Source organism: Rhodococcus sp. P4_C10 (assembly GCF_056402135.1).
On record NZ_JBFUHZ010000032.1, the window covers coordinates 18,512 to 41,196 of the forward strand.

Consider the following 22,685-nt stretch of genomic DNA (forward strand, 5'->3'; position numbering starts at 1 on the left):
CTCGACGAAAGGCGCATGAGCGCCGGCTTCGACTGTTCGGCCTCCCGAGAAACGGGACCGACGCGATACTTCACACCCGGCGCCGTCGCCGGTTCCGGTTCGGCGCTGTGGGTTCTGGACGTCAGCCATCCCGTGTTGCTGCGCCGGGCCGCGGACGGAACCATCGGTACCTTCACGATCCCCGGTGAGATCAGGGGAACGGGGATAGTCGGGTGGCGCGAGCGGTGGCCGCACGCGGACGAGTCCGGGTGTTGGGTGGTCGGGGCGGACGGGATCGCACACTGCGATCACGCCGGTGCGGTCCGGCTGATCGACCCCGCACCGGTCTCGGCGTCGGGTCTGGTCGACGGGGTCCTGGCGACTGCGCGTACCGGCGATCGCGACGGCGACGGCAACGCGTTGATCCGTCTGCGGACACTCGACGCCTCCGACCGGACGGCGACCGTGGCGGTGCCCGGCGACGTGGACGACATCCAGCCAACCCGGGGCGGCTTCCTGGTGTCGATGCGTACGCGAACCGACGGTCCGGTGGTGATCGCGACGGACCGAGGGCAGTGGTGTGCGCGAGTCGGTCTCGACGCCGCGGTGACCTTGGGCGACCCCTGGCCGTGTCCGTACTGGGGCGGCCGCGTCTCCGTGGTGGATCTGGGCGCCCCGGTCGCGGTGTCGAGGTCGCGGTCCGGCTCACAGATCCTCGGCGATCGGCTCGCCCCGGTGGCGCCGATGCGGTTCACCTCCGACTTCCGGCCGTTCCCCTCTGTGTCGGGTGCGTGGCTGGTGCAGCGGTCCACCTCGCGGACCCACCCGTGCCGGGGACGCCCGCTCCCCGACGGCGACCGCAACGCCTTCGCCTATTTCCGTCTCGACTCGCGCCTGACCGCGCCGGAAAGGTGGGCGTTCGTCGACGGCTACCCGAAGGATCTCACCGTCACCGAGGGGGACGGGCGCCTGTGGATCGTCAGCACGGCCGGACTCTTCGCGAGCACACCCGGGGCCGTGGCCGGTGCCGGTGCCATCGAGATGTCACCGGTGGGACCCGAGGACCTGCCCATGCCGGAGCTGGCGGTCCGACCGCCGTCCGAGGTCGGCGATCCGGAACGGTGGGCGGAAGCCGAGCGGGCACGCCTGCTCGACCAGAACCGGGGGCAGGGACTGCTCGACGTCGAGATCGACGGCTTGTTCCCGCACACGAGCGTGTTCGTCACCTTCACCGTCGCCGGGCTTCCCGGGGTTACCTGCGCGCGCCGCTACGCACTGTTCGACCGGGACGGCCGGCCGGCGCTGTGGCGGGGACCCCCGACGCTGATGGAGTCGATCCGGACGGACATCGCCGAGTCCGGCGGCGTGGCCCGCCTCGCCCGCGTCGAGCCGGGCAGGTTCGGGTGGGTGTGGACGTGACCTGCCCGGTCGAATCAGCTCGCCGCCAAGCATTTTCGCCCAACAACCTCGAGGAGGCAGTTCGATGACCGCATGGGTTCAGGTCCTGGTCACGATGGTCGACGGCCCGACCAGCCCGGTGCAGGGGATTGTGCGGCCCTACCGCGACACCGACGAACCGATCCACGTCTACTACGCCCCCCACTGGGAGGGGGCTGCGCCGGTGTTGCTGTGTCTGAATCCTGACGGCGCACGTCTGACCCGACACGGCCGGAAGGCTCGGCTCGAAACCCTCGACGGCACGGTGAAATTTCTGTGTGACGGCGACCGGGCGTGGCTGTTCGCCGACGACTCGGACCGGCCGCGGCGGACGTCACCGGGCGGGGTGCTCTTCTTCGGCCCCGGCGAGGAACTGGTGCTCACCCCGCCGGCCCGGCACTGGGTGGGCCGCAACTACGCCCGCCCGACCGGCCCCGTCGAGGACGTCGAGTTCCTCGGCCGTCCCTGCTGGTCGGTCGAACTGTCGCCCCGCAGGGAGTCCGAGCCGACGCGTCGCCTGGTGGTCGACGCCGGCACCGGCGCGGTCCTGGCCCCGCATTCCGGTGACGGGCTCGAGGGCGCCGCCTTCAGCGAGCTGAGCGTCGGCATCGCCGACCCGGGGGTGTTCAGCTGGGACGGCCCGGTGGAAACGGACGGCGAATCCGCGCGGAAGAACCAGCAGCGCGAGCGCCACACCCGGAATGAGTCGATGGAGTGGTTCCGGGAGAACGTCGGTGCCGCCGACCTACGAACCCCGGTCCTGACGGACTTCACGCCCCGCTCGGTGCAGGTGACCGACACCGAGACAGGAGAGTTCACGGCATTCCTCGGGTCCGGCGAGGGCACCGGATGGCTCAGCCGCCGCCCCCGCTCGCGAAAGACCTGGGTCATCGACCTACACGGGCACATCGACACGGGGACCACCGAGGACCATGACTGGGCGTTCAGCCCGTTCAGAGGCACCCTCGAGCCCGAGGCCCTGCGCCGCCTGCAGCGGCAGCTGCACCCGGATCAGTCCGCTGTCGGCGCACCGACCGTGCATCAGCCTTCGCGTCCGGATGCCTGAGGGAGCGGCATGAGCTGGCTGATGCGTGACCCTCAGCGGATGGTGGAAGACCTGCTGCTCGAAAATGCGATCACGCTCGCCGAAGCACGTCGGCTCCGAACACCGTCCGCCCAGGATCCATTTCTCCGGGACGCGGTCGACAACCTCCTGATGGTCTTGTCGGGCTACCCACTCGGGGAGGGAGGCCGCGATGAACGTGCGGGTGCGGGTCCTGGCGTCCCGCGTGACGGACGGGCTGCTGCACCCGGTGCTGTGCGCAGGCCAGGTCGCTCCGGGCGGACCGCTGTATGCCGACGACGGGTACGACTCGCGGGAGATGCAGGTAAATCGCTCGGCGGCCGAACTCTATTCGGTATGGCGTTGGGAGCCTCGGAGTCGGAAGAGCGTCGAGGAGACCATGACGGAGCTGTTCGCATCGGTCAGTTGGTCGCAGTCCCTGGGCTGAGCGGATGGTGGCATCACGCCGCACCATCACGCCACCGCTGCGGTCAGCAGCACGGCCGTCACGATCAGGACATCCGGTCCCCGCATCAGTCGCCGGACCATGTCGACGGGTACCTGCCCGAACCCGGTCTCCAGGATCAGGCCGTCGTAGGCGGTCCAGGGTCTCGTTCGCAGTCGGTAGGCCGCGAGAAGCGCTCCGGCCGAGGCGATCAACAGAACGGGCAACTGGGTGCTGACCGCCGGCGCAGTCAGCGCAGCGGTGCAGACGACCGCGCCCAGCGGGACGACGACCAGGGCGAGGCGCAACGGGCGGTCACCCGCGCCCAGCATCATCCGCAGCTCGTCGTTCGTGCACAGCTCGCGGAGCCCGGAGCTGAACACCAGAGCCACGATTGACGCCGCCCCGAGCTGCGCCAGTGCCACACCCAACGCGGTCCCGACAGCGGCGACCGCCCAGACCAGCCCGATCGCGGCGGCGGCGATCGCGAACGACGACGGCCGGCGGAGGTGCCGCAGCAGGTCGGCCCGGATCAACGCGTGGGCACGACCCGGGGGCAGGTGCTGCGACCGACGCCCGCCGACACGCCGCCAGGCCCTGGCGTCGAGAATCCCCGCCAGGGCGGCGACGTCGAGCGTCGTCACCGAGACACTGGCGCCGACCGTGAGGTCCCCGCCGGCGGCGAGATCGGCCCGGCCGATACGCCCACACGAGAGCATGGAGATCGTCGAGGCGGCTCCGGCGCACACCGCGCCGATCAGCACGGGCGACCACGACGTGACGACGGGGACCGCGGCACCCGTGGTCGCCGCCGCCCCCAGACCGGTCCCCACGGCAGCGAACACCCACTGCGCGATCGGAATGACGCGAACCGGGAGCAGTCCGCACTGCGCGAGAGCGGCCACCGCCACGACACCGACACCCGCGGCGGCGCCGAGCCCCGTCACCGGGACCCACACGGTCACCGCGCCGGCGAACGCGGCCAACCGTCCGACGATCAGGCCGGCTGCAGCACCGAGCACAAGTAGCAGGCGCAGGCGCGGGCGCAGCAGCGCGCCACGGTCCACCGGCGTCGACAGCAACCAGGCCGCGTCTTCCGGCGAGGTCGTGACGGGCCCGAATGCCCTGGCTGCCGCCAGGCCCGCCGCGATCGCCAGGGCGCCGAGCGACCAGGTCCACGTGGTGCACCAGCCGGGCCCCGCCGCGACAAGTGCCGAGCCGGACAGGACGGTCGCCGGTCGATGGGCAAGCCACCACAGGGACCCGCCCGCGAGGTAGGCACCGAGAGCGAACATCAGGATCGTTCCGACCCGTTCGGCGCGCGGTGCGTGCTTCCGTGCGAATCCCCGCCGCAGCGCCCGCATGTCGCGTGCCGACGGGACGGCCTCGCTGGTGTCGGTCAGTGCCATGCCCCGGCCTCCACGACGTGGTCGGCGACGGCGGCGACGAGGTCGGAGTCGTGGGAGACCAGTAGCACCGCCGTGCCCGCCCGCTTTTCCGCCTCCACCGCCGACGCCAGCCAGCTGCGCCCCGCGCGGTCGAGGTGCTGTTCGGGCTCGTCGAGGACCAGCAGTCGGCGGGGACGGACGAAGGCGGAGGCGAGTGCGAGCCGACGTCGCTGTCCGCTCGACAGGGTCGCCGGAAGCTGATCCGCAGCACCGGACAGACCCACGTCGGACAGGGTCGTGGTCGCGATCGCATACGGGTCCGGTACGCGGTGTGCCGTCGCGATGAGTTGCAGGTGTTCGTGCGCGGTCAGGTGGGCGAAGGTGGCGACCTCGCCGACGACCGCGGCGACGGTGGCCCTGAACCGGGGTGAGGATTCGTCGACGTCGGTCCCGTCGATCGTGATGAGTCCGGCGTCGAGTCGGTCGGCACCGATCACGCACCGCAGCAGGGTGGACTTGCCGGCTCCGTTCTCGCCGACGATCGCGCAGCAGTTGCCCGCTGCGACACCGAAACTGACTCGTTCGAATGCGGTCAGCTCGCCGAAGCGTCGTTCGGCGTCGCGGACGACCAGGAGGTGGTCGTCGCGGTGTGAGTGGTCGAGCATGGGTTCTCCCGGAGTTCCTCGTGGTGTGGTGGAAGCGCGAGGAGGCGGGGACCGGTCAGAATGCGCCAGAAAGCGCGGCCCCCGCGACGGGGCCGGGTGCCCGGGGCCGCGGGCGGCCCGCGGTGTCGGGATGGCTGTGGCGGCGGAACGAACCGCGGAGTCGTCGCTCCTCGGCGGTCGGACCTCGCGCAGTGCGGCATTGCCCGCACGTCGGGTCGTCGGCGCGGCCCAGGAGCACGAGGGCCGCAACGGCCACGACGGTGGCGAGGAGTCCCACCAGCAGGACGTTGTTATCGCCGGTGGGCGGGAGTGTGGCGGCGATGAAGGCGACGGTCGCCCACGTCATCAGGACGGCGAGGACATCCGCAATGCCTCGCGAGTCCTGGAACATGTGCAGCAGCCTATCCCGGCGAGTGCCGATGACGGCCGGTACTGGATGCGCTGTCGTCCGCCCGGACAGCCTCGATGGGGTTCGCTAGCGAACGAACGCGACGCCCACGGCGGGGCCGCCACCTGGAAGCTCGACAAGCGGGCTGTTCCACCATGATTGCGGCGTCGTGTCGTATGAGAAACCTCCCCACAGGGGGTCTCCACTCGGGCGCATGTTGACCACGATGGAGTCACGGTCGTCGTACCCGTGCACGACGTAGAAGTCGTCCGGCGCGGCGGCGCCGACCATGACGAACTTCGTTGCCGACGAGTCCAGGGCGTCGACGTCGTGTACGCGCCGGTACTCGGTCGCATGGATCGCGCCCATCTTGGTTGCCGAGACGATCACGACTCGACCGGTCTCGTAGATCGGGAGCCCGGCGTTGCGGGCGGCGATGAGGCCGTCTGCGGTCAGCCCCTCCGGCGCGCCGATGCTGCCGGCCGAGGCGCTCCCCGCGGACACGGTGAGCGGTACCAACGGATCAGAGCTCGATGCGGCTGCTGCAGGCGCCGCTGCACATGCGAGCACTGCCGTGGAAATGGCTGTCGCGGCGAGCAGCTGCTTCGACCTACGTGAGTTCACGATCAACCCCTTGATCTGTTGTCCCGGCCGGGACCGTGCGAGATGTGGACGGCGGAACTATGCCCTCCGCCAGCTATCGCGGGATGAGATGCCTTTCGTTACCGAAGCCGCTCGCCTAGGTCGCTCGGAGATCCGAGTTGCCGGTTGGCGTGGGTTCGAGACGATGCCGGTCAAGGCCAACTATCGCTCGGCCACATCGAGTTCGATTCGGCCGAGTTGGCCGAGCCTGCTCTTGACTCGTTCGATGTCGACGGGAAGCTGTGCGCTGTCGGTGAGTGTGTCCAGCGGCATGGTCGCGAGGAAAACGGTGGTGATGTCGCGGTCGTACAGCACGTCGACGACGTTGGCGAAGCGTTGGGCAGGTTCGCGTCCCATCGCTCGGAGGTCTGGGACGTCGCTGACGACCCAGTTGCGGAACTGTCGGGTGAGTGCGAGGTAGTCGACGGGGGCGGTGGTGCCCTCGCACAGGTCGGTGAAGTCGATCCAGAGGCAGTGATCCGTCGCGCGTCGGACGTGGATGGGATGCCCGGCCGGGGTGAGCGCCCGGTGTTCCTCCGGGCTCGGCGGGCGAAGCCCGAGGCGCGCTTGTTGTTCTGCTGTGCCGGGGCTGACCCAGGATCCGGCAGCGAAACCCGCCTCGTGGTCGGAGATGGTGCGGTAGTCGACGGGTCCGTCGACGGTGACGATCGTCAGGGACCGCTCGATCAGGTCGATGGTGGGTACGAAGTCGTCGTGGAACAGCGGGTTGGGTAGCAGGGAGTGGGGAGGGTAGTTCGAGGTGAGGATCACCCGAATCCTCCGGTCGAGAAGCGCGGGCAGCAGGCGAGCGATGAATTTGCCGTCCGCGGGGTCGTGGACGTGGAACTCGTCGAAACACACGAGATCCACGCCGCGCAGGAGTTCGTCCAGGGCTGCAGCAAGGTCGTTGCCGTGGGTTCGGATGGCCAGGTGCAGGTCGCGAAAGAACTCGTGGAAGTGAACCCGCATCTTCCGGTCGGTCGGCAGTGCGGCGAAGTACGTCGCCATCAGCCAGCTCTTGCCCCGGCCGACGGGGCCCCAGAGGTACAGATTCCGGTCCTCGGCCACGAGGGCTGCTGCGGCCCGGCGTTGCGCGTCGTCGAGGGCGAATCCCAGTTCTGCTGCGGCCGTGTCGAACACGGCGGCATCGACATGGAGCGATCGACTTGACGGTGACGTCCTACGGGTCCAGCGCATGCCAAAACTCTAGCATCGTAGAGTACTGAGATGATGGAGACATGGCTCACCGTCGCTCACGTCGAGACCTCATCTGCGAGGCTGCGCTGGATCTCGCGGCCGAGGGCGGAAACCACGCGCTCACGCACCAGGGAGTCGATGCGCGACTCGGCCTGGCCCGGGGATCGACGTCGTACTACTACCGCACCCGTCACGCACTGGTGTCCGCCGCCATTGCCCACCTGGCCCGCCGGTCCCGTGAGCACTTCGACGAGGCCGTCTCGGCGGTCCCGCCGCAGACGAAGTGGACAATCGACGAAGCGGGGAGCCTGATCGCCGACCAGCTCGAGACGCTGCTGACGGACCGTCGCAGGGACGTGCTGGCGCGGTATGCGCTGGTCTCCGACGCGGCAGACGACGACGAGCTGCGATCGGGTCTGGCGTCGTGCCTGTTCTCGTTCGCTGCGGCGACGGCACTGATGGACGACCTGGGCGCGTCCGATCCTCCGGTTGCTGCGCGTGACCTTCTCAGCCTGCTCGAGGGGCTGGTGTTCGACTTCGCCTTCGGGGCGCGGATGCCGGCCCCCGGCAATTCACTCGGCGACCGGCACGAGTCGCTGCGGACCACGATCTGCCTGTGGGTCGACGCTCTCGTCACGAGCCGGTGAGCCGCGCGTTGGTGCGCTCGAGCTGCCACCGCGTCCAGTGCTCCAGGCGCTGCGCCTCGTCGGTACCCAGCCGGTCGCACACGAAGTCCCAGTGCACTCCCACCCGGTCGCCGACACGCAGGTCCGGCACGAACGCCCCGGAACCGACGCGGTACCGCGCCGACCGGTCCTGCTCGGCCCCGAGTCGCAGGGCCCCGTCGTAGGTGAGCGGTCGCGCACGCACCAGCACGTCGTCCTCGCGCACCTCGGTCACCGTCCCGTAGGTGATCCGGCAGGAGTCGAGCACCTGGAGGGGCTGAGGCATACCGGATCCCAGCAGCCGCGACCACGGGTACACCGCCAGCACGTGGAAGGTGTGCGTCGGCGCGACCTCGGGGAGCAGCTCGTCGGTCAGGTGCTTCCAGTAGTGGCCGGCGCGGGAGGCGAAGCGGGCGAGCAGTTCCCGGCCGAAGCGGTCGCGGTCGATCCGGTCGGTCAGCTCGTTGCCGGTCCAGTAGGCGCGCACCACCCGCTCGTCCAGCGGGTCCGCGATCCCGGACAGCTCGGCGATCAGCTGCTGGTAGGGCCACGCGCCGCTGAACCGGCTCGCCACCGCGGGCATGTCGACGTCCGCTCCGTCGTGGCCGCACGCGGCCAGCTCCAGCGCCCGTGCGTCCGCGGGCCCGCAGTAGCCGAGCGCGTTGGGCGCGTGCGCGTACCGGGCGAAGAGGCGGTGGCCGGGTGCGCTCGGCACTCAGCCCTCCGACCCGCGGCCCACCAGCAGCGCGGTCTCCCGGTGCAGCCGGCCGAAGTTGTAGTAGGCGGCGCAGGCGCCCTCCGGGGAGACCATGCACGTGCCGATCGGGGTCTCGGGGGTGCAGGCGGTCCCGAACACCTTGCACTCCCAGGGCTTGATGACGCCCTTGAGCACCTCGCCGCACTGGCACGCCTTCGGGTCGGCCACCCGCACCCCGGGCATCGAGAACTTCTCCTCCGCGTCGAACCCGGCGTAGTCGGGGTGCACCTTCAGCGCGCTCTGGGAGATGAAACCCAGTCCGCGCCACTCGAAGTGCGGTCGCAGCTCGAAGGTCTCGGCCATCAGCTTCAGCGCCTGCGGGTTGCCCTCGGGGCGCACCACGCGGATGTACTGGTTCTCGACCTCGCAGCGGCCGTCCCGGATCTGCTGCAGCAGCATGTGCACCGACGCCAGGATGTCGAGGGGCTCGAAGCCGGCCACCACGATCGGCTTGCCGTACACCTCGGGCACGAACCGGTACGGCCGGATGCCCACCACGGTCGAGACGTGGCCGGGGCCGAGGAAGCCCGACAGCCGCAGGTCCGGGGACTCCAGGATCGCCTTGATCGGCGGCACGATCGTCACGTGGTTGCAGAAGACGCTGAAGTTCGTCACGCCGAGCGCGCGAGCCCGCACCAGCGTCACCGCCGTCGACGGCGCGGTGGTCTCGAAGCCGACGGCGAAGAACACCACCTCCTTGTCGGGGTTGTCCACCGCGACCTTGAGCGCGTCGAGCGGCGAGTACACGAAGCGGACGTCGGCGCCGTGTGCCTTCGCCTCGATCAGGTTGCCCGCGGACCCCGGCACCCGCATCATGTCGCCGAACGTCGTGAAGATGACGTTCGGGCGCTGCGCCAGGGACATCGCGTCGTCCACCCGACCCATGGGGATGACGCAGACCGGGCAGCCGGGGCCGTGCACCAGTTCCACGGCGGGGGGCAGCAGGTGTTCGATGCCGTGCCGGTAGATGGTGTGCGTGTGCCCGCCGCACACCTCCATGAACTTGAACTCGTCGTCGCCGGCGAGCTCGGTGATCGACTTCACGAGCGCGCGGGCCGCGGCCGGGTCGCGGAATTCGTCTACGAACTTCATGGGGCTACCTCGCTCTGCGTGGACGCCTCGGTCAGGCGATTTCGGAGGAGTTGTACGCGTCGATCTCGTTGACGTAGTCGGCGCCCATCTTCTGGACCTGGTCGAGGGTCAGCTGCGCCTCGGCCTCGTCGATCTTCGACATCGCGAACCCGACGTGGACCAGCACCCAGTCGCCGACGAGAAGACCCTCGTCGGCCAGCAGCCGGACGCTGATGACGCGGCGGATCCCGTTGACGTCGACCTTGGCCAGGTGTTCGTGCGCGTCGACGATCTCGACGACCTGTCCCGGTATGCCCAAGCACATCTCGGTGTTCCTTCCCTCGCGGGTCCTGCGGCTCAACAGATTCGCGGCAGCGGGTCGCCGACCAGCATGTCGACGATGCGGCTGCCGCCGAACGCGGTCCGCAGCGCCACGATGCCCTGCGGGTCCGCCATCACCTCGCCGATCACCGCGGCCTGCGCGCCGAGCGGCTGCCCGCGCAGCGCCGCGACCGCGGCGTCGGACTCCTCCGCCGGCACCACGGCGATGAACTTGCCCTCGTTCGCGACGTAGAGCGGGTCGATCCCGAGCAGGTCGCAGGCGCCGAGCACCTGCGGCTGCACCGGGAGGGCCTGCTCGTCGAGCACCACCGCGACGCCGGCGGACTGCGCGAGCTCGTTGCACACCGTGCCGATGCCGCCTCGGGTGGCGTCGCGCATCCACCGGGTGCCCGGCGCGGCCGCCAGCAACGCCTCCACCAGGCCGTTCACCGGCGCGGTGTCCGAGGCGATGTCCGCCTCGATGGCGAGCTCGCCGCGGGCCAGCATCACCGCCATGCCGTGTTCGCCGATGGTGCCGGAGACCACCACCCGGTCGCCGGGCCGGACCAGGTCCGCGGCCAGCACCCGCCCGGCCGGCACCACGCCGACCCCCGCGGTCGAGATGTACAGCCCGTCCGCCGCGCCCTTCCCGACCACCTTGGTGTCGCCGGTGACGACGGCGACCCCCGCGGCGGCGGCCGAGTCCCGCATGTCCGCGACGATGGCGCGCAGCAGCGAGATCTCGAAACCCTCCTCGATCACGAACGCGGCGGAGAGCCACTGCGGCCGGGCCCCCGAGACCGCGAGGTCGTTGACGGTGCCGTGCACCGCCAGGTTCCCGATCGAGCCGCCCGGGAACTGCAGCGGCTGCACCACGTACGAGTCGGTGGAGAACGCGACCCGCTCACCCGAGGGCAGCCCCATCACCGCGGAGTCGCCGAGCTGCTCGAGCTCCGGGTTGCGGAACGCCTCGACGAACACCGAGTCCACCAGCGCGGCGGACGACTTGCCGCCGGCGCCGTGCGCCAGCGTCACCACCGTCTCGAGCAGCCGTGGGCGGCGTTTGCGGAACGCGTCGATGCGGTCGAGGACCCGACCCTCGCGCTCGGCGGAGGTGGGGGGCTGGGCGCCGACCGGTGTGCTGCTCATCTGGATTCGCCTGTCCTCGACGTCGCGGGATGCGGTGTGGGCCGTGCCATGTGGTCCTGCACGGCCGACCAGAGCCGGTACCCGACGAGGGCGTGGCTCTCCTGGATGCGGTGGATGCTCTGGGAGCGGATGGTGAAGCAGAAGTCGAGGTCCTCCGAGGTGGCCATCCGGCCGCCGTCGTGCCCGGCGAACCCGACGGTCAGCAGTCCGCGCTTGCGCGCCTCCACGAGGGCGGTCATCAGGTCGTCGGAGTTGCCGGAGGTGGACAGCGCGATCGCGATGTCGACGGACCTCGCGTGGGCGATGATCTGCCGGGAGAAGATCAGCTCGAAACCGACGTCGTTGCCGAGCGCGGTCACCACCGCCTGGTCCGCGGCCAGCGACCAGGCCGCCACCGGCCGGCCGAGCGCCGGGCGGCTGAACAGGGAGGCCAGGGTCGCGGCATCGGTGGAGCTGCCGCCGTTCCCGAAGGTGTACAGGCGCCCGCCCTGCCCGAACCGTTCGGCCATCAGCGTCCCCGCCGCCGTCACCTGCTCGCCCCACTCGTCGAGGGAGGCCCGCTGCAGGCGCGCGCTCTCCGCCGCCTTGCCCCGGGCCGAGGACGCCAGGTCCGTCAGCAGCGCGCCGGCGTCGCGTTCCTCGGCGTCGATGAACGGGTACAGGAAGTTGGTGCTCTCCTTCTCGCTCACCGCGCCGCCTCCGTCGCCGTCGCGACCCGGCTGATCGCCGCGCCGCCGTGCACCAGCACCAGGTCCCCGGGCGCGACGTCGCCGAGGACGGTCACGTCGACCGACTCGTCCCCGGTCGCGGTGCGGACGAGCGCGGTGTCCATCGCCGTCGCGGGCGGCAGCACCACCTCCCCGAGCCGGCCCTCGTCGCTGCACGTCACGCAGCCGGTCTCGGTGCACTCCACGGCGTCCGGGGTCAGCAGCCCCGGGTGCTCGAAGCACACGTGCGTCAACTCCCACAGCAGGTGGTACATCAGCACGAACCGCCCCGTCGCGGGGACCATCGGGTCGCCGGAGTCCACCCACAGCGTGTGGTCGGCGCCGCCCGCCGGTGGCCGCGGCCCGGAGCCGATCCAGATGGTGTCCGCGCCCCACGCGGGTGCCCGCCGCATCACGTCCAGCACCTGCGGCTGGTCCGCCGACGCGACCGCGATGATCACGTCGCCCGGCCGGGTGGCCACCCGGCACTGCGCGACGGGGTCCGGCTCGACCAGCGCGACGGACGGCAGCGCCCGCTTGCCCATGATCACGGGGTGGACGAACTCCACCGCGACGTGGTGGGCGTGCGGCTCCCACTGCGGGGAGACCACCCACAGCGTGGCGCCGGCGTTGAACCGGCGGGCCAGGGCGAGGGCGGCCGTCGCCAGGTCCTGCGAGAGGTCCTCGTCGATCAGGGGTGTCTGCGCCGGTGCCTCGGTCATCGCATCGCTCCGATCCGTCGTCGGTCCGTCGCCGGGCGGCGCGCGGCACGGGCGAGCAGCGCGGTGCCGAGCACCGCCTGGCCGAGGGAGAGCCCGCCGTCGTTCGCCGGCACCCGCTCGTGGGTCAGCACCTCGAAACCCCTGCGCCGCAGGGCGGTACACAGCATCTGCAGCAGCAGCGCGTTCTGGAACACCCCGCCGGTGAGGCCGACGGTGCCCACGCCGGTCCGTTCCGCCGTGCGGGCGGCCAGTTCGGCGGTCGCGTCGGCCAGCGCGCGGTGGAAGCCCAGGGCGAGCGGCCCGGCGGCCACCCCGGCGCGGACCCCGGCGACGAGGCCGTCGAGCAGCGGCCCGAGGCGGAGCTGTCCGTCGTCGACCGGCATCGTCAGCGGCGACGCCCACGTCGCCGAGCGCGCGCGGGCCTCGAGTTCCACGGCCGCCTGCGCCTCGTAGCTCACCCGGTGGCGCACCCCGAGCAGGGACGCGACGCCGTCGAAGAGCCGCCCGACGCTGGTGGTGCGGACGGCCGCCGCCCCCGAGCCCAGCTGGGACTGCACCAGGCGGCGCTCTGCGGCGTCCAGGGCCGTGGTGCACGGCAGGTCGTCGACCTCGTCGATCCCGGCCTCGTGCAGCAGCGCCAGCGCCACCCGGGCGGGGTTGCGGACCGCCGCGTCGCCGCCGGGCAGCCAGAACGGCTGCAGGTGCCCGGCCCGCTCGGCGTCGAGGACGTCGGGGCCGACCAGCAGCAGCTCCCCGCCCCACACCGTGGCGTCGCAGCCGTACCCGGTGCCGTCGTAGGCGATGCCCAGCACCCGGGAGCCCAGGCGGCCGTGTTCGGCCAGCAGGGAGGCGATGTGGGCGTGGTGATGCTGCACGGTGCGCAGCTCGACCCCCGTCGCGTCGCTGTAGCGGGCGGCCCACTGCCGGGTCGAGTAGCCGGGATGGTCGTCCGCCACCACCAGCTCGGGGGTGACGCGGTGCAGGGACGTCAGCTGGTCGACGGACCGTTCGAACGCCCGCCGGCTCTCCAGGGTGCCCATGTCGCCGAGGTGCGCGGAGCAGAACGCGAAGTCCTGACGGGTCAGGCAGAAGGTGTTCTTCACCTCGGCGCCCACCGCCAGCACCACCGGGCCGGGCGCGGGCAACGCGACCGGCAGGGGAGCGAACCCCCGGGACCGCCGGATCGGCACCTCCCGGCCCTCCGACACCGCCACGACGGAGTCCTCGCAGGGCACGGCGATGTCCCGGTCGTGCATCAGGAACAGGTCCGCGACCGCGCCGAGGCGACGCCGGGCGTCCTCGTTGTCGAAGCAGAGCGGCTCGCCGCTGGTGTTTCCGGATGTCATCACCAGCAGGGTCGGCACCGTGTCGTCGGGCCGGCCGGGCACCGCGGTGAAGAGCAGGTGGTGCAGCGGGGTGTACGGCAGCATCACCCCCAGGTCCCCGACGCCGGGGGCCAGCTCGGCCGACGCGGCGTCCGAGTCCCGCTTGCGCAGCAGCACGATCGGCCGGGCGGGGAGACCCAGCAGCCGCGCCCGCGCCTCGTCGACCTCGGCAATCTCGCCGGCCCGGCGGAGATCCGGCGCCATCACCGCAAACGGCTTGGCCGGTCGGTGTTTACGCTCACGCAGGCGGCGCACGGCGGCCGGGTCGGTCGCGTCGCACACCAGGTGAAAGCCCCCGAGCCCCTTGACCGCGACGATCAGGCCCTCGGCCAGCGCCCGGTGCACCCGGCGTAGCACCTCGTCGTCCCCGTCGGTCCGGACGCCGTTGCGCTCGAGGAAGATCCGGGGCCCGCAGTCGTGACAGGAGATGGGTTGGGCGTGGAACCGCCGGTCCTGCGGTGTGTCGTACTCCCGCCGGCAGCGCGGACACAACGGGAACGAGGCCAGGGTGGTGTTCGGGCGGTCGTAGGGCAGGTCCGTCACCACGGTCAGCCGGGGGCCGCAGTTGGTGCAGTTGACGAACGGGTGCCGGTACCGCCGGTTCGCGGGGTCGCGGAGGTCGCGCAGGCAGTCCTCGCAGGTGGCGACGTCCGGCGAGACCAGCGTGCGGGCCCCGTCGACGTGGCGGCTCGGGGCGATCCGGAACGTGCGGTCGCCTTGCGGCGGCAGCGATTCCGATGCGACGTCGACGATGACGGACATCGGCGGCGCGTCCGACCGGATCCGGCGGGCGAACTCCGCCAATTGCGCCGCGGGGCCCTCGGCCTCGACGAAGACGCTGGCGTCGTCGTTGCCGCAGTGGCCCCCGAGCCTGAGTTCGGTGGCCAGCCGGGCGACGAAGGGCCGAAATCCGACGCCCTGCACGATCCCTCGGACGGTGATCCGGCGTCGTTCTACGGTGAAGGCCGCGCTGTGATCTGGCTGTAAGTGGGTGTCCATACCCGACTCCACATCGCAGTTCGGTTGGCCCCGCTTCCCCGGGGCGTGGGCGACGACCGGCCTTCATCGGATCATGCTCCGCGTGGTCGCGGCCCGCAAGGGCGCCGCGGTCCGCCGGTCGCGCGTGGACAGCGCGCGTGGCGTCACCGGGAGGCGGGTGTCAGAGCCCACAGAGGGTCGCCACCTGGCCGATGCTCAGCAGGCCGGACCCGCCCTCGGCGCGCGAGAACCGGCCGTCGGGGCGCACGTGGACGGCAACAGGTGGCTCGACCCGGGCGGAGTCGCCCGCGCGATCGAGGTGGTACTCGTCGAAGCCGTCGGGCGACTGCGTCACCAGGCGCACCGCATTGCGGGCGAGGGCGTTCTCGATCAGGACGTCGATCACTGGATGGGCTCCTCGCTCGGGGACTGACACACGAGAGAGGAGATTAGGTGAGGCTAAGCTGACTGTCAATGGCGTGGCGTGCGGGTGCCGGGCCCGGCTGGCGGTCAGGCGGGCTCCCACGGACCGTCCCGGTACCGATGCCAGTCGGTGGGGTCGTCGTCGATGGTGAGGAAGTCGTTGCGCAGCCAGAAGGTGGCATCGGGATTCCAGCCGGCGAGCACGGTGGCGCCGGGGTGGGCGGCCAGGGGGATCGCGATCCCCGGCGTGGTGAGGTAGCCGACGACGGTGAGGTGGACGGCGTCGTAGTCGGCCGCCACGGCGGCCCAGTCCGGAATGAACCAGTCATGGTGCTCCCCGGTGGTGTCGTACCAGTCGGAGCGGCGCGACGCCGGCACGGGAAAGGGGTACGCGTCCACCAGGTGTGCCCAGTCCGACGGATCGGTGATCTCGTACACGCGGGGTGTCCCGTGGACCCGGACCGGCCAGACGCGGGCCTGTGCGCCGTCCGAGTTGTCGTCCTCCTCGAGCAGCAGCTCGACGGCGCCGAGCCCCTCCCGCGCCCGGCTGGTGTCGGTCGTTCCGGCGACCACCGGCGTGGACCACCATTCGCCGCTGACGCGCCGGTCCGAATCGGCGGCCTGGTCCTCCCGGAACCGGCGTTCGGTGGCCAGCGCGTCCGCACGCCACCGCTCCAGGTGGCCCGCCGCGCGATGGATCTGCAGGGGCAACTCCGACCAGCCCCAGCGGGGATGGAACTTCTCCACGTACCGCTGGTCCGCGAGGTCGACCGCCTCGTTCCACCACCTGGCGTGGGGCGACGCCAGGACTGCCCGCGCGATCGGCCGCAGGGCCGCGGCGATCTCCGGGCGGGCGAACATCCGGTCCTCCTCGTCCGGCGGCTGCCAGTACCGCGCGAAGTCCGTGGCCAGGGCCAGGGCGTCGAGCAGGTCGATCTCCGCCAACTTGGCAATCGCGCGGGCGTCGACGTCTTCGAGCACCTCGAGTGCGTCGCCCGGCGTCTGGGGCCGCCGATAGTGGGAGGCACGCTCGTCGTCGCTGCACGCGTAGCCGACGTCGGCGCAGAAGAACCGGCCACGCGGCGAGTTCAGGAGCAGCGAAACCGTGTCCATGGTTCGAAACTAGTGGATCACGATCGCCCGCTCCGTGGTCTGCGGCCCGGAAACGGGACGGAGCCAAGGGTTGTGCGTCTCGGTGGAGGCCGATCGCGGCGGTGGGGCAGGGGAGTGGCAACCGGCGTCGGGGGCGGTGGACCTTCGATCGCCCCGGCCCGACCAGTGCATTCGGCGCGAGATTCGTGCCGAATGCACTGTTCAGGAACGTATTTGACGAGCTCGGGGCGGTCCGGAAACGACGGAATCGGGCGTCCCACACGGTGAATAATGTCATAATCCAACTTATCGGCACTTTTACCTACCCGGTGGTCGCCGACCAATCCGACTCACCCACAGCAGTTCTCCCGTTCCGGGCCGCCCCGAACGAGGGCGGCTCGGCGCTCTCCGGCTGGTGGCGACGGTGCCCGGGGCGGGGGAGGGTGCCTCGACCGGCTCCCTCTGCGGGTACGTCGGCGGAAGTCGCTCGGCGCGTGCGTGTGTGAGGGGATGGGGGGACTCGGCGACCGGCCTCACAGCGAGTGGGGTATCGCCAGGACCGTGATCCCGGACCGCTTGCGCAGTTCCTCGAACACCTCGCCGCGGTCGGCGAGCTTGTCGGTGCGCACGACGGTGTAGTCGCCGGTGCCGGGCGCGTCGGTACGGTCGCCGCCGGCGTCGAACAGTGCGACGCACGCGTGGGTGTGGGTGAGGTCGTGCCGGGCCCAGTAGCGGACGCCCGCGTACCCGGCCTCGCGCAACGCGGCCGCCCACAGCTGGGTGAGCGGGTAGTCGACGGTGGTGAAGATCTCCGCGGTCACCCCGAACTGCACCGCCAGGTTCGAGGTCAGGTCGGCGATCCGCCGGTCGGCGGACAGCTCGAGCTGGGACAGTGCCCGGCCGCGCAGTTCGGTGCTCGGGACCACCCGGATGCCGCCCCAGGTCTCGAGCAGGGTGATCTGCTCGGATTCGGCGGTGTAGCAGGTGCCGTACGGCTCGGCGAGGTCGAACCGGCCGTGTCCGCGGCTGCCGAACCACCACGGGCTGAACGCGGAGCCGTGGGTGCGGTGCAGCCGGGTGCCCGCCCGGACCGTGGCGGCCGGGAACCGGTCACGCAACAGGTCCGGGGGAGGCGGGGTGGACAGGTGGGACGTGGCGCGGGGAGCGCTCACGCGGCCAGCCGATCAGCGGCCTGACGGGCGAGGGCGACCACGGTGGTCGCGTCGCCGCCGAGGAGCGACTCTCGTGGGGTCCGGCCGCCCAGTTCGGGCTGCTCGGTCATCAGCCACGACGCGACGGTCCAGCCCTGCGGGTCGGCATGCGACCACGCGCGCAGCACCTCCTTGATTCCGGGGATCGGCTTGGCCGGGGCGGCGTCGTCGAATCCGGTGACCGAGTAGCCGGCGGTCCCGTCCTCGGCCTCGAGACGCAGCACCCGGCGGTCGCGGACCGCCTGGCTCAGCGCCTGCTTGGTCCAGCCCGTCACCTCGAGGGTCTGCTTGTGGGTGAGGATCGGACCGATGTGGTTCTCCCAGACGCGCCGGGCCTTGAGTCCGGAGAGCACGTCGCGGATCCGGTGCTCGACGTACTGCACGTCGGCCTGGTTCAGTTCGGTCTCGTCGATGCCGCTGGCCGCGATCTCCGCTGCCATGACGTCGGTCAGTGGGCTGCTCATGACACCATCGTCCATGGTCAAGTAGGTCAAGTCAAGCAGGTCAACCAGTGGTGCCGGCGGACCGGATCGCCTTGGGTCCGATCCGGCATCTGTAATTGCATAATCTGCGGGATATCGGCAAACATGCCTACCGAGCCGATGCCCGACACCCCAGTTCACAACCACCTGGACGGAGGGGTCGGGTGGGTGCCGAGGTCCGGTGGGGACTGCTCCGGGGAGGCGGAACAGGGGAGTAGGGGCGCCGCCCAGAGGCTCCCGGTCAACGGCCCGGGCGGGCATTGAGCCGTGCGGCCTGCCGCACGAGGTGGTCGCGCTCGGGGAGGTTCGTCGCCTGCCGGGCCGCCTCGGCGTAGAGGCCTGCCGCCGCGGCCAGGTCTCCGTCCCGCTCGTGGAGGTACGCCGCCACCGCGGCGTGGCGGGGCAGTGAGTCGTCCAGCGCCGCGAGCGCCGCCAGGCCGGCCCGGGCGCCGTCGGCCTCGCCCACGGCCACGGCGCGGTTGAGCCGGGCGATGGGGCTGCCGGTCAGTCGCACCAGCTCGTCGTACCACTCGACGATCTGCACCCAGTCGGTCTCCGCGGCGGTGCGCGCGTCGGCGTGGAGCGCCGCGATGGCGGCCTGGGCCTGGAACTCGCCGAGCCGGTCGCGGGCCAGGGCCGCCTGCAGGATCTCGACGCCCTCGGCGATCAGGCGGGTGTCCCAGCGGCCGCGGTCCTGCTCGGCGAGCGGCACCAGGGCGCCGTCGGGCGCGGTCCGGGCGGCGCGCCGGGCGTGGTGGAGCAGCATCAGGGCGAGCAGCCCCGCCACCTCGGGGTGGTCGATCGCGGCCGCGAGCTGCCGGGCGAGCCGGATGGCCTCGGCGGCGAGGTCGACGTCGCCGGAGTAGCCCTCGTTGAAGACCAGGTACAGGACGCGCAGCACGGTGGCGACGTCGCCGGGCTGGTCGAACCGCACACCGGACACGGTGCGCTTGGCCCGGCTGATGCGCTGCGCCATGGTCGCCTCCGGGACCAGGTAGGCCTGGGCGATCTGCCGGGTGGTCAGCCCGCCGACGGCGCGCAGCGTGAGCGCGACCGCGGAGGCCGGCGTCAGCGACGGGTGGGCGCACAGGAAGTAGAGCTGCAGCGTGTCGTCCGCCGCGGGCGCGGGACCGGACGCCGGCTCCACGAGGTCCTCACGCCGACGGCGGGCCGCGTTCGCCCGGGTGGCGTCGAGGAACTTGCGCCAGGCCACGGTGACCAGCCAGCCCTTCGGATCCCGCGGCGGGTCGGCCGGCCAGGTGCGGACCGCCTCGACCAGCGCGTCCTGGACGGCGTCCTCGGCCGCCGCGAAATCGGCTCCGCGGCGGACGAGGATGCCGAGCACGCTCGGCGTGAGGCTCCGGAGCAGGACCTCATTCACCTGAGGAGGTCACTCCGTGATGGTGGGCGGCGCGGTCAGGAACGGGCGCAGCTCGAGCCACTCGTGGATCGGCTTCCCGCCTGCCCCCGGGGCGGCCGACAGCTCTCCGGCCAGCTCGAGGGCGCGATCGTAGCTGTCGACGTCGATCACCATCCAGCCGGCGATGAGGTCCTTGGTCTCGGCGAACGGGCCGTCGGTGACCGGCGGGCGGCCCTCGCCGTCGTACCGGACGAACGTCCCTTCGGGGGCGAGCGCCTGACCGTCGACGAACTCGCCGGTCGCCTCGAGCCGGTCCGCGAAGTCCTGCATGTACTGCATGTGGTCGGAGATCTCCTCCGGCGTCCACTGGTCCATGGGCACGTCGTTGACCGCCGCCGGGGCGCCGCGGTAGTGCTTGAGCAACAAGTACTTGGCCATCGTGATTCTCCTAGGTGCGGTACGACCCATTGTGGTCGTATTCGCTACTGGGACGGAGCCACACGCCGGTTCTCGACATCCCGCGGCCGAGAACTTTCGCCACCGTTGTCGGCAGCGCCGGACCACGGGACCGGGGGAGGCATGCCCCGAGGTCACCGCCGGGACGATCCAGCGGTGACCACGCCGAGTCGCACCGCGGCGTCGGCCTGGATGTCCACCGGAATGACGTCGTGCTCGCCGGCGACGACCAGGATCGGCACGCCGGTCGCGGCCAGCTCCTCGACACGGTCCGGCTCGGTGCCCATGGTGAGGGCGATCCCGGCGATGTTCGCGGTCTTGGTCACCATGATCCGGTTGTGCAGGAACTCCTTGACCGGCGCCGGGAAGATGTCCTCGAAGGCGCCGAACATGGCCTGCCACAAGGCCTCGTTGCCGCCCGCCCACAGCAGCTCCGGGATCGGGCCCATGTCCATGGCGCCGCCCAGGTTCTGACCACTCGGCGGCGAGTCGAGGATCACGTAGTCCAGGAAGCGCGCCGGGTCGTTCAGTACGGCGGCCCGGGTGACGAGGCCGCCGAAGCTGTGGCCGACAAGGTGGACCTTCTCGCCGGGCGCAACCTTGTCGATCACCTCGGCGAGGTCCGCGGCGAACTTGGCGATCGTGTACTCGCCGACCGCGTCGCGGCCGTCCGGGCCGTCGGAGTCGTACTGGCCGAGCTGCGAGTACGAGATCAGCCGGTAGCCGGCGGCGGTGACGAACGGCGCCATCGGGAGGAAGTCCTCCCGGGAGCCGGTGAAGCCGGGGACCATCACGACGGTGCCCTTAACGTCCGTGCCGGCCTCGGGCATCGCCTCGAAGAAGGACAGCTCGCCGCGCGAGATCTTGATGCGGGACAGGTTGACGGTCATGTCGCGTTCTCCTTGTTGGGGTTCGCAGGCTCTTCAGCCGGGATGGAGGGAGTCATCAGCCCACAGCACGCGGGGTGCCGTCGCCGTCGAGGTTAGCGGCAGATACTGAGCGATGCATAGTTTTGTCTTCGACGCCCCTTCGGCACGTGATTCCGATCGACCGGACGCCGGGACGAAGCCCGCCGCCCGGGATTGTTTCGTCACAGTGACGTATTGGGGTGGGGCGCCGGGAAGGCCGGGGAGCGATCCGGAAACCCGAAAACCGGCGACTCCAAGGGATTCGAGGTTTTCGCGGAATCGGGGCCAGAACGATCCGAGGGCCGTCGGATCGGCGACTCGCTGCCACAGCGGGAACCGGCCGCGGATGACACGCGATGACGTCGCGGCCGGCGCAGCCGCACCGAACACGTCGCTGCGGAGAATCGGAACACCGCGGCGAACCGGCGGCGTACGGGCGCTCGAGTCAGGAATGCCGAGGAGCCGCAGAGTCCGAATCGGGCCGTTGACCTCGCCCGGTAATCCGGATCCGATAATGTACATTATGTCATTTTTCCTTCTTCGGGACGCCCCCGGACGGCGGTGCCGGGCATCGGAATAGTCCGGCGTACGCGGAGAGGTCCTCGGGCGGAACGCATCACGGGTGCAGGACGGACTCCTGTGTGACGGCCACCGGCCGGACCGGCCCCCTGGCGGCTCAATCTGCCGGGGCCCGGATCTGGAACGGCCGGCGTCCGCGCGAGGCGTCGTCGATCAAGGCCCGGGTCAATGCGGCTCGGTCGCCGAGGACCCGAGGCGTCGGGCCCGATGCGAACACCTTGCCGCCGGAGAGGCTTTCGTCGTCGCCGGACCCACGGGTCGGCGGCAGTGCCGGTGGCCCTCCTCGACCGAGGGTGTGACCCCGCCCCAACCATGTTTCATGGATAATCACTGTTATCCATGAAACATGGTGCACCCCAATAGTTTACGTGATCACGCGTCGCCTCGCTCGCCGACCGGCACCACGCAAACCCTCGGGCCTTGTCCCCTGCCTGCCCGGCCCGCGCCGGCTCCGGGATCCGCTCGCCTCGGCGACACTCCCTCGTCGTTCGGCCGTTCGTCCGATGAGCCAGACCGCCTCCCCTTCGCTCTGGCTCGTCGGACGTCGGGTGGCCGGACGGCTCCTGTCCCCTGACGGCCGCACAGGCGGGCCGGTCAGGTCCGGCTGCGCCATTCGAGTCGTCCGGCCACCACCACCGGGGTCCACCCCATGTCGAACTCGGCGCCCGTCTCGAGGCTGTCGGCCAGGTCCGTGAGCATCGCGCTGATGGAGACCCAGCGGGGACCCGCACTGTCTGTGTCGACCTTCTCGAACTCGGTGACGCATCCGTGCAGCGGCCCGGGACGGGCGTCCACGACCAGCAGGTAGCCGTCGGCTCCGGCGAACGGGACGAACGCGGGGATGTACGTTCCGGCCGTGTCGCCCGCGGCGGCGTCCGGGTCCGGGGCGCCCATCTCCTCGTCGAACTCGCCCCAGATGTCGAGTTCCATCGCGCGCTCCTCGACGGCACGATCCAGGCTGAACATCTCGTGCATGGGCAGCAGCGCGACGTGAGCGGCGAGCGGGAATCCGTTGAGGTGCTCGAAGAGTGTGGTGAGTTCGGCGGGCCAGCTCACCCCGGTGGCCTGCTGTGCGCTGTCGATTTCCGCTGCGTCGGCGCCGGCGATCGACGGCGAGTCGAGGTTCGTCAGTAGCCACCTCGCGATGCGTTCCCACTGTTCGGTGACCGATCCCGACGGCGTCGAGTACATGGTGGAGCTCACTTCGCCTACCTC

At 71.1% G+C, this 22,685-nt stretch carries 24 protein-coding genes; 4 read left to right on the forward strand and 20 right to left on the reverse strand.

Translation table 11 applies throughout. From position 1 onward, the window contains the following. Window positions 1–15: 15 nt before the first annotated feature. The 3 genes from AC1DWC_RS19370 to AC1DWC_RS19380 all read left to right on the forward strand — a co-directional run bounded on the left by AC1DWC_RS19370 (window position 16) and on the right by AC1DWC_RS19380 (window position 2,927). The gene (locus tag AC1DWC_RS19370; RefSeq protein ID WP_477910617.1) at window positions 16–1,398 is read left to right on the forward strand and encodes a hypothetical protein; all 1,383 of its coding nucleotides are present in this window, start codon (window positions 16–18) and stop codon (window positions 1,396–1,398) included. A 64-nt stretch (window positions 1,399–1,462) separates the two neighbouring features. Then, window positions 1,463–2,482, forward strand: a complete 1,020-nt coding sequence (locus tag AC1DWC_RS19375; RefSeq protein WP_477910619.1) for a hypothetical protein — start codon at window positions 1,463–1,465, stop codon at window positions 2,480–2,482. Between the two features lie 190 nt (window positions 2,483–2,672). Then, the gene (locus AC1DWC_RS19380; RefSeq protein ID WP_477910621.1) at window positions 2,673–2,927 is read left to right on the forward strand and encodes a hypothetical protein; all 255 of its coding nucleotides are present in this window, start codon (window positions 2,673–2,675) and stop codon (window positions 2,925–2,927) included. A gap of 26 nt (window positions 2,928–2,953) precedes the next feature. On the opposite strand, the gene AC1DWC_RS19385 is transcribed toward AC1DWC_RS19380, so the two are convergent. The 5 genes from AC1DWC_RS19385 to zapE form a co-directional block, all read right to left on the reverse strand. After that, window positions 2,954–4,333, reverse strand: coding sequence for a DUF6297 family protein (locus AC1DWC_RS19385; protein WP_477910623.1), 1,380 nt, complete (start codon window positions 4,331–4,333; stop codon window positions 2,954–2,956). Beyond that, on the reverse strand, window positions 4,324–4,977 hold the full coding sequence (locus tag AC1DWC_RS19390; RefSeq protein ID WP_477910625.1) for an ABC transporter ATP-binding protein: 654 nt from the start codon (window positions 4,975–4,977) through the stop codon (window positions 4,324–4,326). Before AC1DWC_RS19390 ends, AC1DWC_RS19385 begins: the two co-directional genes overlap by 10 nt. Window positions 4,978–5,032: 55 nt before the next feature. Then, window positions 5,033–5,368 carry a DUF6412 domain-containing protein gene (locus AC1DWC_RS19395; protein WP_477910627.1) on the reverse strand — a complete coding sequence of 112 codons (336 nt, stop codon included), beginning with the start codon at window positions 5,366–5,368 and terminating at the stop codon, window positions 5,033–5,035. A gap of 84 nt (window positions 5,369–5,452) precedes the next feature. After that, window positions 5,453–5,869, reverse strand: coding sequence for a hypothetical protein (locus tag AC1DWC_RS19400; RefSeq protein WP_477910629.1), 417 nt, complete (start codon window positions 5,867–5,869; stop codon window positions 5,453–5,455). 300 nt (window positions 5,870–6,169) lie between these two features. After that, a complete protein-coding gene (gene zapE / locus AC1DWC_RS19405) occupies window positions 6,170–7,147 on the reverse strand; it encodes a cell division protein ZapE (protein WP_477910631.1) in 978 nt (325 codons plus the stop codon). A 98-nt stretch (window positions 7,148–7,245) separates the two neighbouring features. Here zapE and AC1DWC_RS19410 point away from each other — a divergent pair, with 98 nt between their 5' ends. Then, complete coding sequence (locus AC1DWC_RS19410) at window positions 7,246–7,851, forward strand: TetR/AcrR family transcriptional regulator (RefSeq protein WP_477838261.1); 606 nt, start codon at window positions 7,246–7,248, stop codon at window positions 7,849–7,851. On the opposite strand, the gene AC1DWC_RS19415 is transcribed toward AC1DWC_RS19410, so the two are convergent. The 15 genes from AC1DWC_RS19415 to AC1DWC_RS19485 form a co-directional block, all read right to left on the reverse strand. Continuing rightward, complete coding sequence (locus tag AC1DWC_RS19415; RefSeq protein WP_477910633.1) at window positions 7,838–8,584, reverse strand: DUF6390 family protein; 747 nt, start codon at window positions 8,582–8,584, stop codon at window positions 7,838–7,840. The genes AC1DWC_RS19410 and AC1DWC_RS19415 overlap by 14 nt on opposite strands. Beyond that, on the reverse strand, window positions 8,585–9,718 hold the full coding sequence (gene hypD, locus AC1DWC_RS19420) for a hydrogenase formation protein HypD (protein WP_477910635.1): 1,134 nt from the start codon (window positions 9,716–9,718) through the stop codon (window positions 8,585–8,587). Between the two features lie 31 nt (window positions 9,719–9,749). Further along, window positions 9,750–10,022, reverse strand: a complete 273-nt coding sequence (locus tag AC1DWC_RS19425) for a HypC/HybG/HupF family hydrogenase formation chaperone (RefSeq protein WP_477910637.1) — start codon at window positions 10,020–10,022, stop codon at window positions 9,750–9,752. 32 nt (window positions 10,023–10,054) lie between these two features. Beyond that, window positions 10,055–11,167 (reverse strand): hydrogenase expression/formation protein HypE, encoded by a 1,113-nt coding sequence (hypE, locus tag AC1DWC_RS19430; RefSeq protein WP_477910639.1) that lies wholly within the window; start codon window positions 11,165–11,167, stop codon window positions 10,055–10,057. Beyond that, window positions 11,164–11,856: a D-sedoheptulose-7-phosphate isomerase gene (locus AC1DWC_RS19435; protein ID WP_477910641.1), complete on the reverse strand. Its 693-nt coding sequence runs from the start codon at window positions 11,854–11,856 to the stop codon at window positions 11,164–11,166. The genes hypE and AC1DWC_RS19435 overlap by 4 nt, the downstream gene beginning before the upstream one ends. After that, the gene (locus AC1DWC_RS19440) at window positions 11,853–12,596 is read right to left on the reverse strand and encodes a hydrogenase assembly protein HupF (RefSeq protein ID WP_477910643.1); all 744 of its coding nucleotides are present in this window, start codon (window positions 12,594–12,596) and stop codon (window positions 11,853–11,855) included. Before AC1DWC_RS19440 ends, AC1DWC_RS19435 begins: the two co-directional genes overlap by 4 nt. Beyond that, a complete protein-coding gene (gene hypF / locus AC1DWC_RS19445) occupies window positions 12,593–14,980 on the reverse strand; it encodes a carbamoyltransferase HypF (protein ID WP_477910645.1) in 2,388 nt (795 codons plus the stop codon). The genes AC1DWC_RS19440 and hypF overlap by 4 nt, the downstream gene beginning before the upstream one ends. A 160-nt stretch (window positions 14,981–15,140) precedes the next feature. Continuing rightward, the gene (locus AC1DWC_RS19450; protein WP_477910647.1) at window positions 15,141–15,365 is read right to left on the reverse strand and encodes a hypothetical protein; all 225 of its coding nucleotides are present in this window, start codon (window positions 15,363–15,365) and stop codon (window positions 15,141–15,143) included. A gap of 104 nt (window positions 15,366–15,469) precedes the next feature. Further along, window positions 15,470–16,495, reverse strand: coding sequence for a hypothetical protein (locus AC1DWC_RS19455; protein ID WP_477910649.1), 1,026 nt, complete (start codon window positions 16,493–16,495; stop codon window positions 15,470–15,472). Window positions 16,496–17,007: 512 nt separating this feature from the next. After that, entirely contained in the window at window positions 17,008–17,646 is a 639-nt protein-coding gene (locus AC1DWC_RS19460) for an RES family NAD+ phosphorylase (protein ID WP_174556710.1), read from the reverse strand. Next, complete coding sequence (locus tag AC1DWC_RS19465) at window positions 17,643–18,149, reverse strand: hypothetical protein (RefSeq protein ID WP_477838254.1); 507 nt, start codon at window positions 18,147–18,149, stop codon at window positions 17,643–17,645. The genes AC1DWC_RS19460 and AC1DWC_RS19465 overlap by 4 nt, the downstream gene beginning before the upstream one ends. Before the next feature lie 259 nt (window positions 18,150–18,408). Then, window positions 18,409–19,548, reverse strand: a complete 1,140-nt coding sequence (locus tag AC1DWC_RS19470; protein ID WP_477910651.1) for an RNA polymerase sigma factor — start codon at window positions 19,546–19,548, stop codon at window positions 18,409–18,411. Between the two features lie 9 nt (window positions 19,549–19,557). Then, window positions 19,558–19,965: a YciI family protein gene (locus AC1DWC_RS19475; RefSeq protein ID WP_477910653.1), complete on the reverse strand. Its 408-nt coding sequence runs from the start codon at window positions 19,963–19,965 to the stop codon at window positions 19,558–19,560. 152 nt (window positions 19,966–20,117) lie between these two features. After that, window positions 20,118–20,873 (reverse strand): alpha/beta hydrolase, encoded by a 756-nt coding sequence (locus AC1DWC_RS19480; RefSeq protein WP_477910655.1) that lies wholly within the window; start codon window positions 20,871–20,873, stop codon window positions 20,118–20,120. 1,191 nt (window positions 20,874–22,064) lie between these two features. Continuing rightward, entirely contained in the window at window positions 22,065–22,673 is a 609-nt protein-coding gene (locus tag AC1DWC_RS19485) for an SMI1/KNR4 family protein (protein ID WP_477910657.1), read from the reverse strand. Between the last annotated feature and the right edge of the window lie 12 nt (window positions 22,674–22,685).